The 10950-nt window shown below is 61.9% G+C and carries 11 protein-coding genes; 2 read left to right on the forward strand and 9 right to left on the reverse strand.

What is annotated here, in order from left to right; genetic code table 11:
• From JFN93_RS18660 to JFN93_RS18700, 9 genes are all read right to left on the reverse strand, one after another.
• A partial coding sequence (locus tag JFN93_RS18660; RefSeq protein ID WP_199385651.1) for an HAD family hydrolase occupies positions 1–578 on the reverse strand: 578 nt, incomplete at its 3' end.
• Positions 578–1966, reverse strand: coding sequence for a threonine synthase (thrC, locus tag JFN93_RS18665; RefSeq protein ID WP_199385652.1), 1389 nt, complete (start codon positions 1964–1966; stop codon positions 578–580). The genes thrC and JFN93_RS18660, both read right to left, overlap by 1 nt.
• A 130-nt stretch (positions 1967–2096) precedes the next feature.
• A complete protein-coding gene (locus JFN93_RS18670) occupies positions 2097–3146 on the reverse strand; it encodes a FecR domain-containing protein (RefSeq protein WP_236021820.1) in 1050 nt (349 codons plus the stop codon).
• A gap of 1 nt (position 3147) precedes the next feature.
• Positions 3148–4068 carry a tetratricopeptide repeat protein gene (locus tag JFN93_RS18675; protein ID WP_199385653.1) on the reverse strand — a complete coding sequence of 307 codons (921 nt, stop codon included), beginning with the start codon at positions 4066–4068 and terminating at the stop codon, positions 3148–3150.
• The gene (locus JFN93_RS18680) at positions 4061–5053 is read right to left on the reverse strand and encodes an MlaD family protein (protein ID WP_199385654.1); all 993 of its coding nucleotides are present in this window, start codon (positions 5051–5053) and stop codon (positions 4061–4063) included. The genes JFN93_RS18675 and JFN93_RS18680 overlap by 8 nt, the downstream gene beginning before the upstream one ends.
• Complete coding sequence (locus tag JFN93_RS18685; protein ID WP_199385655.1) at positions 5050–5721, reverse strand: ATP-binding cassette domain-containing protein; 672 nt, start codon at positions 5719–5721, stop codon at positions 5050–5052. Before JFN93_RS18685 ends, JFN93_RS18680 begins: the two co-directional genes overlap by 4 nt.
• The gene (locus JFN93_RS18690; RefSeq protein WP_328754312.1) at positions 5718–6446 is read right to left on the reverse strand and encodes an ABC transporter permease; all 729 of its coding nucleotides are present in this window, start codon (positions 6444–6446) and stop codon (positions 5718–5720) included. The genes JFN93_RS18685 and JFN93_RS18690 overlap by 4 nt, the downstream gene beginning before the upstream one ends.
• 49 nt (positions 6447–6495) lie before the next feature.
• Complete coding sequence (locus JFN93_RS18695; RefSeq protein ID WP_199385656.1) at positions 6496–7254, reverse strand: MBL fold metallo-hydrolase; 759 nt, start codon at positions 7252–7254, stop codon at positions 6496–6498.
• The gene (locus JFN93_RS18700) at positions 7251–8837 is read right to left on the reverse strand and encodes a transglutaminase family protein (protein ID WP_236021821.1); all 1587 of its coding nucleotides are present in this window, start codon (positions 8835–8837) and stop codon (positions 7251–7253) included. Before JFN93_RS18700 ends, JFN93_RS18695 begins: the two co-directional genes overlap by 4 nt.
• Positions 8838–9274: 437 nt before the next feature.
• Between JFN93_RS18700 and rimP the strand changes: the two genes are divergently transcribed.
• Entirely contained in the window at positions 9275–9754 is a 480-nt protein-coding gene (gene rimP, locus JFN93_RS18705) for a ribosome maturation factor RimP (protein ID WP_199385657.1), read from the forward strand.
• Between the two features lie 50 nt (positions 9755–9804).
• Positions 9805–10950, forward strand: a complete 1146-nt coding sequence (gene nusA / locus JFN93_RS18710; protein ID WP_199385658.1) for a transcription termination factor NusA — start codon at positions 9805–9807, stop codon at positions 10948–10950.

The raw sequence follows: 10950 nt of genomic DNA on the forward strand, positions 1-10950 counted from the left end.
TCTACGCAGACGTCAAGAAAAAAATGACTGTACTGAACAACTTTTTTAAAGCAAAAAGCTAACCGGACAACACTGGGCGCGTACGGGATCCGCTCCTGGAGTTTTTTCCAGAAGGCGGGGTCTTCCTTGGGGAGGCCGATCTCATGGGCTGAGAAGATGCCGGCAAAGTGCTGCGCGATGGGGACGGTGGCGAGTTTGAGATCAAGCGTCTTGAAATGGGCGTTGGTGACCAGGTAGGCACCTTTACCGTGACGCTCGAGGAAGAGGAGAAAATCGGTTACGGAGGGGTGCACCGCGATGAGGTGGCGCAGCTCCCGCTTCAGAAGCGGGATGTCGAGGTCCAACTGCGCCGACCAGTAATCCAGGTCAGTCCAGTTCAGGGTGTTTTCCTGGGAGTGGAAGAGCCGGTAGAGCTTTTCCTTGGCTGCATCGTGAGAGATACCGGCTTTTTCCGCATACCTTTTGGGGACGTGCTCCAACCAGAAATGGTCGTCGAAATGGCGGTCCAGGATGGTGCCGTCCATGTCGAGGAGCACGGTGTCGATCTCGTTCCAGTCGATGCGTACTTCTTTACCCATCAGTGCCGCTGGCCCGCCTTTTCCTCCACGAAACGTTTCACCGCAGAGCGGTCGGCATCCATCACCTCGCAGCGGGAAGGGAGTCCTTCCAGGGCCGCCAGCTGCGGCGGAAGGGGAGTGGGGGTGCTGATCGCCTGCTGTACAGCATCTCCGAATTTCGCTGGATGCGCGGTAGCGAGGCAGACGGGAATGGAACCATCCTTGACCTTCTCCAAGGCGCCGCAGACGCCGACCGCGGTGTGCGGATCGAGGATGTAGCCGGTTTCCTTATGGAAAGAGGCAATAGTGGCAAGCGTCTGCTCTTCACCGACGCTGCAGGAGAGAAATTCCGTCCGGACCTGCTCCATCTCTTCCTGGGTGAACGGAATTCTTCCGGTTTCCGCCAGGGTGGCGAACGCCGCCCGTACGTGAGCCGGGTCCTCGCCGTAGAGGTAGAACAGATAACGTTCGAAATTGGAAGCGAGCTGGATATCCATGGACGGGGAGACGGTCTGCACCACCTGGCCCAGGGAATAATCACCGGCCTCGACGAAACGGCTGAGGATGTTGTTCTCGTTGGTGGCGAGAAGGAGCTTGCGCACCGGAAGCCCCATCCTTTTGGCAAGGTAGCCGGCGAAGATGTCCCCGAAGTTGCCGGTAGGTACGGCAAAGGTGACCTCGGCACCCTCCGGAAGGCGGCACCAGGCGTAGAAGTAGTAAACCACCTGCGCGAGGACCCGGGCCCAGTTGATCGAGTTGACCGCGCCGAGGGCGTACTCCTTCTTGAAGGTGAGGTCGTTGAAGAGCTCCTTCACGATCTGCTGGCAGTCGTCGAACGTCCCCTTGACCGCGATGTTGTGGACGTTGGCGTCGAGGACCGTGGTCATCTGCAGGGCCTGGATCGGAGAGGTCTTCAGGTGCGGGTGCAGGATGAAGATGTTGATGTTCTCTTTACCGCGCACCCCGGCGATGGCGGCACTTCCCGTGTCGCCGGAGGTGGCGCCGATGATGTTCATCTTCTCGCCGCGCTCCTTGAGGAGGTATTCGAAGAGGTTCCCCAGGAGCTGGAGGGCGACGTCTTTGAAGGCGAGAGTCGGCCCATGGAAGAGTTCCAGGATCTGCACCCCGTTCACCGCGACCAGCGGGGTGATTTCGGGATGGGAAAAGGTCGCGTAGGAGCGGTCGATGAGCCCGCGCAGATCCGCAGCCGGAATGTCGTCGGCGTACAGCGAGATGACGGCAAAAGCAAGCTCGGGGTAGGAGAGGGTGCGCCACTCTTTAAGGGTCTCCGGGGAGACCTGGGGGATCGATTCCGGCAGGAGGAGCCCTCCGTCGGTGGCAAGTCCCATCATCACGGCTTCTTTGAAGTTGATGGGGGCGATGTTCCCCCGGGTGCTGATGTATTTCATAGGCAGGTTCTCTTCCGGTGGTGAATTTTACGGCAGCACCCCTATATAGCAGGTAACGCCGCTAAAGTGAATGAATAATTCGGGATCGGGGCCCCCGGGCCCTTGGGGCCGGAGAAAAACTCAGCCCAGGTTACTTGTCCAAAAGGTTCAGCAGGGTGTCGACGTTGCCGCGGTGTTTCCCTTGCGGGTATTTGCTGCGGTACTCCTTGAAGCGTGCCGTCGCCCGCTCCTTGAACGAGAGCTCGTAGAGTACCTGCCCGATGTAGAAAAGCGCGGTCTCGGCTTGCGGGGCGGAGGGATACTCCTCGATGATCAGCTCGTACTCCGCCAGGGCCGCTTCCGGGTTGGAGAGGAAACGCCCCTGGACGGCGCCGCGCTCCAGGCGGGCGTCGCAGCGGATGTCGGCGAGCTTGCTCAGGTCGAGGGCGATCTGGAAGACCTGCAGTGCCTGCTCGTACTTGCCCGAATCGGCGAGGTAGTGGCCGTAATTGACGTTCCAGCGGGCAAGGATGTTGGGGAGGTTGTCCGACGCCAGCCAGTCCTCGGGCGGTGCCGCCGCGGTAGCCGCCTCGAAAGCGGATTTCGCCTCGGCGATCGGGGTCCCCGGTTCCACCTGGACGCTTTCGATCGGGCGGTAGCCCCGCGTCGTCTGGGTCATCGAACCCGGGGGGAGCGGTTCGCTCCCTTCCTGCTGCCCGCTTACCTTCACCGTCCCTTCGTTGCCGAAAAAGACGTTCGCCGGCCCCTCCGAGAGCATGAGGAACTCGGTCCCTTTGATACCGGCAACCGCGGTTTTGCTGCGCACCTGGTAGGAGGTCTGCTGGCCGGAGAGCTTGGTGACCGAGGAGCGGAGCTTCCCCTGGGTCAGGTTGAAGACCCCCTCCTTTTTGTTCCGGTCGACGTGGAGCGAAGCGAGCTCCAGCTCCGAGTTGTTGGCGATGGTGAACCGGGAATTGTCGATCAGGGTAAGTTCGATCCAGCCGTTGGCCCCGGTTTTTACCCATCCCCCCTCGGCAAGGGATTTCCCCTTGTCCAGCTTCTGATAGGGAACGTTGTTGCGGTCGCGGAAAAATATGGAACCGCTGCAGTTGGTGACCTTGGCGATGGTGGCGGCAAAGGCGCTGGAGCCGACGAGGCAAAGGATTGCCATCACGATGGCGGCTGCGAACGTTCTCTTCATGTTAATCTCCCCCCTTTTGCATGACATTCCCGGCAGGCGCTTCTTTAAGGTACGACTCCCCCAGCAGATAAGCCTGGACGCCCTCATCCTTTTTGCCTGATGCTTCCAGGAGACGGCCGGCTGCTTTCATTCTTTGTGCGGCGAGATTTCGCTCGCCACGGGCAAGATGCACCGCGGCCGCGCGGCGGTAATAGGTGATCGCCTCCGGAAGGGCACCTTCCTTGGCCGCGACCTGTGCCAGGCCGGTGAGATCGGCGGCGATCCGTGCGCTCCGGCCGGCTTCCGTGTCGGCGGAGAGCGCAGCTAGGTAAGCCTGCCGGGCTTGGGGCAGACGCGCGGTGGCCAGGTAAATCTCGGCGAGGAGACGGTCGGTATTGGCCGTTTCCTCAGGCTCCCCCTGCACCGCACGTCCCTTGAGTGCGGTACTTTCCGCCTCCGGATATCGGCCGGCGGCGGCTTCGATCCTCCCCAGCAGGTTCAGGCGTGCCTTGAGCCGCCCTCCCTTTTCTGCATCCACCGAACGCTGGGCCCACTGGCGGGCCGGCGCAAAGTCGCCGCCGACCAAGGCGAGCTTGGCCTGTTCGAAGGCGAGTTCGGGGTAGAGCTCGGAGCGTTCCGAAACCAGCGGGAGCGCCTGGCTCAGCAAGGTCCGCGAATGGGTGGTCCGGTTGGCGAAACGGGCTACCCGCGCCCCGTTAAGCAGCGCCAGTGCCGCGCCCTCCGAATCTTCCACCGACGCACTGGAGCGCTGCGCCGCGGCGAATTCCCCCAGGGCCAGCTCGGTCTCTCCCGTTGCGGCGGCCCGGATGCCGCGGCGGTTGTGCGCGTCGGCCTCCAGCCGGGCCCGGGAGACCGGGACCTTCTCCGACGCGGCGCACCCGAAAAGGACCAGCGGCACCAGGAAAAGGAGCGCCCTATTCATAGCTGTCCCCCGGCACGAGCGCCTTATCCGAAACCGGGACGTGACTTTTCAACGGCCAGGTCTGCTTCAGCGCCTTGGCGACGTCGTCGGTATCCTGGACCAGGTCGCTCGTCCTGCCCAGAAGCGGAGCTACCTGGGGGAGGAACCGGGCGCTGTGGGTCTCCAGGACCTTGGTCGTCTTCTCCACGTGCCCTAAGGTCGCGTCGAGCTTTTCCACCAGCGGCGGGAGCGCCAGCTGGATTCCCGCCAGGGTGCCGTCGACGGTGGCGAGCGAGCTGTCCACCTTCTCCAGGACCGGCCCCACCTCGTCGACGCGGTTTTTCGCCTCGGCCAGGAGGGTTTGCGCGTTGCCGCCGATTTTGCCCAACTGGTGGCGCGAGTCGAGCAGAAGGGCGTCGACCTGGGTCCGCGTCTGGTTGAGCCCGCCGGTCAACTGCCGGATGTTGGCCAGGGACTGCTTGATATCCCCGTTGGGGTTGTTGACGTAGCTGATGATTTCCTTCACCTCGTAAAGGACCGGTTTCAGCTGGTCGGCGACGTCGTTTGCCACCTCTTCGAGCCCCTTGGTCTTCTGGTAGGCGATGTAGTCGCCGTTTTTGAGCATCGCCTGCTTGGTGGAGCCGACCGAGACCTCGATGATGTTGTCCCCGACCAGCCCCTCCTTGACGAGCTTCACGGTCGAGTCCCGCTTGATCCATTTCTGGTATTTGCTGTCGATTTCGATCCCGATGTCGACCTGGGCCTGTTCGTTGAGGGCGATGCTCTTGATCCGGCCGATGCGGAAGCCGGAGAGCTTGACCGGCATCCCGCGGGCAAAGCCGGTACCCTTTTCCGCCGTGAAAGTGAGGGTGTACTTCTTGGCGAAAAGGTCCTTGTCGATCCCGATCGAGACGGCGACGGCGACCAGGCCGAGGATGGCGATGATCACGAAGGCGCCGACCGTCTTTTCCAGGTTGATGAAGCGGGGATCCTCTTCTCGAATCATGCGTGCTGCCCCTTCGGTGCCAGCAGGCGCGCCTCGGCAAATGCGGCGACGCTGTCGGGCTGGCAGGAAACGATGAGGGAGGCCCGGCCCGGGCGCTCCCGGTGGAATTCTTGGATCAGCCGGTAAAAAAGCTCCTTCTCCTGCTGGTTGATGCCCTGCTCGGGCGATTCGTACACGACAAGCTCCGGGTCCATGATCAGGGCCCGGGCCAGGCCGACCTGCTTTTTCTGGAACAGGGTGAGATGCCCGGGGAGTTCCATGTAGCGCGCGGTGTACCCGATCCGCTCCAAAAGCGCCAACCCGAGTGATTCGACCTCCTGGTGGGACGCTTGCCGATGGTAATACAAGGGGAGGGTGAGGTTCTCCCATGCCTTGAGGTTCGAGACCAGACCGCCGCTCCCTTGGGAAAAACCGATCCGCTGCCGGAGCTGCTGCCAGTCGCGGTAGCTCAACGCGGCGGTGTCGGCGTCCAAAAGAACGATGCTTCCCCCGGAATGACGTTCCAGCCCGAGGACCAGCCGGGCGAGCAGGGCGCTCGCCTCTTCCTTCGCGGTCAGGAAAAGCCCCATCTCCCCGGGCTTCAGGGAAAAACTCACCGGTGCCAGGCCCGGGAGCGGGACCTCCTTGAGCTCGACTGCGGTCTCCGACGCGGCGGCGAGCGACGTCATAAAAAGAGCACCGGGACCGTGATCAGACCATCGAGGATGAAGACCAGGAACAGGCTCTGCATGACCCCTTTGGTCGCGGCCTGGGGGATCTGGGTGGCGCTTTTGCCGACGTAGAGCCCCTGCCGGCAGCAGGCGGCGGACAGGAAAAGCCCGAAGGCGATGCTCTTCAAAAGGCTCAGCCCCAGTTCGGTCAGCGTCATCACCGAGAAAAGTCCCTGCGAAAAGGTTTCGTACTGCACGTGCCACCCAAGCGATGCCACCAGGAAGCCACCGGCGACCGCGAGGATCTCGAAGTAGACGGTCAGCACCACCACCGCCGCAGTCACCCCGAAAATCCGGGGCATGATGAGATACTGGTCCGGCGAGATCCCCAGCGAGGCGATGCTGTCGATCTCGCCGTTGATCTTCATGTAACCGAGTTCGGTGGCGATTGCCGCGCCGCTGCGGGCGATGACGATGATCGCGGTCAGAAGCGGACCCAGTTCCCGGACCACAACCCAGACCAGGACCTTGCCGGTCAGCCCCTCGTTCCCCACCCCGACCAGGCTGATCACCTCGGTGATGATCACCGTGCCGAGGAGGATCGAGATTACCATGATGACCTTCAGGGTCTCCAGCCCGGTGAAGTAGATCTGCTTCAAAAGGACCCGGAAAACGGGCCGGCGTCCGGGGAGGACGTTTTTGAACGCGAGCGCGATAAGGGTGACCAGCTCGGTGAGGGTCACCAGCTTGTGCAGCGTGAAGTCGCCGACGATGCTCAGCAGGTTGGAATTTCTAGAAGTCGTAGACGTTGCCCTCCTTGAGCAACTCCAAACCCTCGAACGGGAGGAGGGCGACCTCCTCGCGGATCGTTTCGTGGTACTGCGGTTTTGGGTGGGTGACCAGGATCCGCCGGGGGAGCTTCTTCATCTTCTTGAGTTCGATCTCCAAGAGCTTGCAGGTGAGATGGCCGGTCAGCAGGGCCAGTTCCTCGAGCGCGTTGGGAAAGGAGACCTCCACGATCAGGGCGTCCAGCGCTCCGGCCATGGTCCAAAGCTCGTAGGTCGGACCGGTGTCGCCGGTATAGGTCAGCCGGGCGCCGTCTTTCTCGACGGTGTAGGCGACGGCCGGAACGGAGTGGTTCACCGGGGTCGCCCGGAACCGGTAGGCGCCAAAATCAAACTCCTGGCCCGGGTGGATCTCCTGGTAGCGGATCACCGGAGCCTCGGCGGTGGGGATCGTGCTGAAATCGGGCCAGATGACGTTGTTCATCAGATGCTCGCGCAGCGCCTTGATGACCTCGGGGATCGCGTGGACGGTCACCTGGTGCTGCAGGTTGCGGATGATCACGTTGTCGGCCAGAAGCGGTATCCCCTTGATGTGGTCCAGATGGGCATGGGTCACGAAGATGTCCCGGATGCGCCACTGCTCCTCCTCGGTGAGGACCGCCCCGATGGTTCCCGCATCGAGCAGGATGGCATCGTCGAGCAGAAACGCCGAGCTCAGGAATCCCGGAAATTCGGCGCCGGAGCACCCCAGGACGCGCAACCTCATACGTCACCCCCCTTTTTCTTTTTCTTGTCGATTATCTGCCCCTTCACCTTGAAGACGAAGTCCCAGTTGAGGACGTCCTCCCAGCGGTAACCCTTGGCGGTGGAGCGGGTGTCCTCCCCGGTACTGTACGGCTTGCCGGGGAGATAGAACCAGTTCATGATCGCCTCGCCGGATTTGCGCAGGATGACCCAGTATTTCCCCTTCTTGAGGGAGACTTCGCCCCGCTCGAAGGGAAACTCGACCCAGTAGTAGCCGGGGCGCCGGGAAATGTCGTCCAGCTGCACCGGCCGGGAGCGGAACCCGGCGCCTACGGTCGGCAGGCTCGGCTTGCCGTGGTCGTCGGTGACGATGTCGATGAAGACTGAGCCGTCGCCGCCGAACTTGTGCATGGCAAGGGCGATGCTGGACAGGGCGAGCGGATGATCCACCTGGAACGCCTGGGCGTAGACGTTCACCGAGGTGGCATAGGCCGAGGTCTCCTTGTCCAGGACCCTTACCCCCTGGTTTCCTTCCACCCGGAAGTTTTCCACCATGTTGGGAAACTCCATGTTGCCGAACTCCACGGTCTGGCCCGCGGCGGGTGGCGGGGGGGGCGGGGTCGGCTTTTCCGGCAAGGGGAGCGGCAGCGGTTCGGCCGGGCGCGGCGTAACGGCCCCCTGGGGAGCCTCAGCCTTGACGGCGTTGCTCATCAGGTAGGGGCGGGGGAGCGAGGTCGAGCCCATCGGTTTGAGCGCGATCTGGTCGTCGAGGAACTTCGCGTCCACCGACTCGGAATATTGGGGGAGATAGGGCGACGCCGACCAACTGTCGTTGATGTCATGGGAGTCGAGCCCGTGGGTCTGTTTGACATGGCGGGTCGAGGTGAACTGCTTGGACTGCTGCGGGTCGTAGGAGAGCCACCCCAGGTCGGGGAAGTAGATTTCCATCCAGGCGTGTCCCCCCTGGCCCATGCTCTGGACCAGGGAACTCCCCTTGTCCAGGGGGACCTTCCACGGCTCTTTCAGACTGATGCCCCCGACGATACGGGCCGGGATCCCGACGCTGCGCAAGAGCGCCATGGAAAGGTGGGCGTAGTTTTGGCAGTTGCCGCTGCCGGTCTTCAGAGTGTAGAGGGCGTCGTAGCTTTTGGGGTTGTAGGTGTACTTCACCTTGTCCGCGACGTAGTTCAGCACCGCGTTCACCGCCTCGAATTCGTTGGTGGCGCGTGCGGTGAGGGATCGAGCCGTGGCCGCCATTTCCGGGTCGTCGGCCTGGACCAGGGGCGTCGGCTTCAGGAAGATCTGCTCCCCGGCCGGAACCCCGGAAAGGGGGAAGGGGGCGCTGCTTTCCATCGCGGAAAGCTGGGCCTTCAGGCGCGGCTCGAAGGTGAGCGCCACCGAGGCGTCCTGGGTGAGTCCCTGCCAGGTGACCACCTTGAAGCGGTTGCCGAACTCGTCGGTCTTGTCTTTGACAGAAGCCGGGCGCGGCGAGACCGAGAGATGGAAGTTGTCGACCTGCTGGTCGACGCCGCGATTGGAGAAATTGGCGGGGAGCGCGAAGGTAAAGGTCAGCTGCGCGACCTCCTGCTGTACCGAAAAGGACATCCTTTGCTCAAGAGAGATGCGGCTTGCCAGTGATCCCTCGAGCACCAGAGTCTTAGCCATGGCCTGGGAGGAAACTAATAGTATACCGGTGAGCAGGGCAGCCAGGAGAGAGCGCACTGTGATCCTCCTATACTCAAAGATGATCTCGGGAGTTTAGCAGAATCCTTCGATGAGTGCATCTAAATTGAGACGGCGGTGGGGGTAAAGAGTAAGAAATCTTCAGGTATTGCGGTGCAGTTCTGACGAGGATGAATCGTTGCTCACCATAGGGTGAAAAAAACAACTGCTAAACCCGCTGTCAAAGCGCGGGAAACCCCCTTGCTTTTTAAAAAAATCGCTTGCATAATGAGTGTTCCCGTGGTAAAAAACCGACACACGTTAATGTTCACTCAAAAGTGAGCTCCTCAGGCTCGCTTTTTTTTATGGGAAATGCCAAGATGCCAAAGGTTGACGTAGCGGAGCGGGTGACCGAAATCGCCGGCCAAATCCTCCTGCCGCTCGGGATGGAGCTGGTCGATCTGGAATACAAGCGGGAGGGGCGCGACATGGTGCTGCGCCTCTTCATCGACAAGGAGGGCGGGGTTTCCCTGGACGACTGCTCGACGGTCTCCCGCGAACTCTCGGACCTGCTCGACGTCGAGGACCTCATTTCCGGCCACTACACCCTTGAGGTTTCCTCCCCCGGCATCTGTCGGCCGCTCAAGAAGATCGAGGACTACCAGCGCTACGCCGGGAAGCTGGTCAAGGTGCGCACCTTTGAACTGTTGGAGGATGAGGCGGGTCATAAACGCAAGACCTTCCTCGGAAAACTCCTCGGGGTCGAGGCCGGCGCCGTCAAAATTCATCTGAACGAGGGACCCAACGCCTCCATTCCCCTGGAGAAGGTGGCCAAGGCCAACCTCGAGTTCGAATTCTAATACCGAACTGATATTTAAAGATTTCAGCATAGTCGAAGGAGACCGTAATCGTGGAAACGAGCTTTAACCTCAAACACACTATCGACCAGATCGTGAAGGAAAAGGGCATCGATAAGGATGTGGTGGTGGAGGCGCTGGAACAGGCCGTCCTGACCGCCGCCAATAAGAAGTTCCGCAACACCCGGGACCTCGAGGCCCATTACAACCCGGAGATCGGCGAAGTGGAGCTGTTCGAGTTCGTTACCGTCGTCGAGGAAGTTCAGGATTCCTACCGTGAGATCGAGCTGGATGAGGCGCGCGAAGAGGACCCGGACGTCGAGATCGGCGACTCCATCGGGATGAAGATGGACGCGAGCGGTTTCTCCCGGATCGCGGCCCAGACCGCCAAGCAGGTCATCATCCAGCGGGTGCGCGAGGCCGAGCGCGAGACCATCTTCAACGAGTTCCAGGAGCGCCAGGGCGAGATCGTCAACGGCGTGGTGCGCCGCTTCGAGAAAGGGGACCTCATCGTCGACCTGGGGCGCGCCGAGGCGCTTTTGCCGCACAAGGAGCAGGCTCCCCGCGAAGTCTACCGCCAGGGTGACCGCGTGAAGGCGCTCATCACCGAGATCCGGATGACTACCAAGGGGCCGCAGATCATGCTTTCCCGCACCCATCCCCAGATGCTCGCCAAGCTCTTCGAGGCCGAGGTTCCCGAGATCGCAGAAGGGATCGTCGAGATCAAGAGCGTGGTGCGCGAGCCGGGCGGGCGGGCCAAGATCGCCGTCTACTCCCACGACGGCGACGTCGACCCGGTGGGCGCCTGCGTCGGCATGCGCGGCAGCCGCGTCCAGAACGTGGTCTCCGAGCTGCGCGGCGAGAAGATCGACATCATACCCTGGTCCGAGGACGTCGCCCGCTTCGCCTGCAATGCGCTGGCACCGGCGGTGGTCTCCAAGGTCTACGTCGACGACGAGGATATGGCCATGGAGGTCATCGTGGCCGACGACCAGCTCTCCCTGGCGATCGGCAAGCGGGGCCAGAACGTGCGCCTGGCTGCCAAGCTCACCGGGTGGAAGATCGATATCAAGAGCGAGACCCGCATGGCCGAGGCAGAACTGCAGCAGTTCGCCTCATATGACGGGACCGAAACGGAACCCGAAGAAGCGCCGGCCGAGCCGGAAGTCGCACCGGAGGCGGTGGGCGAAGAGGAGTAA

It is taken from the genome of Geomesophilobacter sediminis (genome assembly GCF_016458275.1).
Taxonomy (GTDB): Bacteria; Desulfobacterota; Desulfuromonadia; order Geobacterales; family Geobacteraceae; genus Geomesophilobacter; species Geomesophilobacter sediminis.

Bases quoted from the DNA above. Each gene is read 5' to 3' on its own strand.
- JFN93_RS18675 (WP_199385653.1), bottom strand. From the start codon at position 4,068: ATGAATAGGGCGCTCCTTTTCCTGGTGCCGCTGGTCCTTTTCGGGTGC.
- JFN93_RS18670 (WP_236021820.1), bottom strand. From the start codon at position 3,146: ATGAAGAGAACGTTCGCAGCCGCCATCGTGATGGCAATCCTTTGCCTC.
- rimP (WP_199385657.1), top strand. From the start codon at position 9,275: ATGCCAAAGGTTGACGTAGCGGAGCGGGTGACCGAAATCGCCGGCCAA.
- JFN93_RS18685 (WP_199385655.1), bottom strand. From the start codon at position 5,721: ATGACGTCGCTCGCCGCCGCGTCGGAGACCGCAGTCGAGCTCAAGGAG.
- thrC (WP_199385652.1), bottom strand. From the start codon at position 1,966: ATGAAATACATCAGCACCCGGGGGAACATCGCCCCCATCAACTTCAAA.
- JFN93_RS18695 (WP_199385656.1), bottom strand. From the start codon at position 7,254: ATGAGGTTGCGCGTCCTGGGGTGCTCCGGCGCCGAATTTCCGGGATTC.
- JFN93_RS18700 (WP_236021821.1), bottom strand. From the start codon at position 8,837: ATGTCCTTTTCGGTACAGCAGGAGGTCGCGCAGCTGACCTTTACCTTC.
- JFN93_RS18680 (WP_199385654.1), bottom strand. From the start codon at position 5,053: ATGATTCGAGAAGAGGATCCCCGCTTCATCAACCTGGAAAAGACGGTC.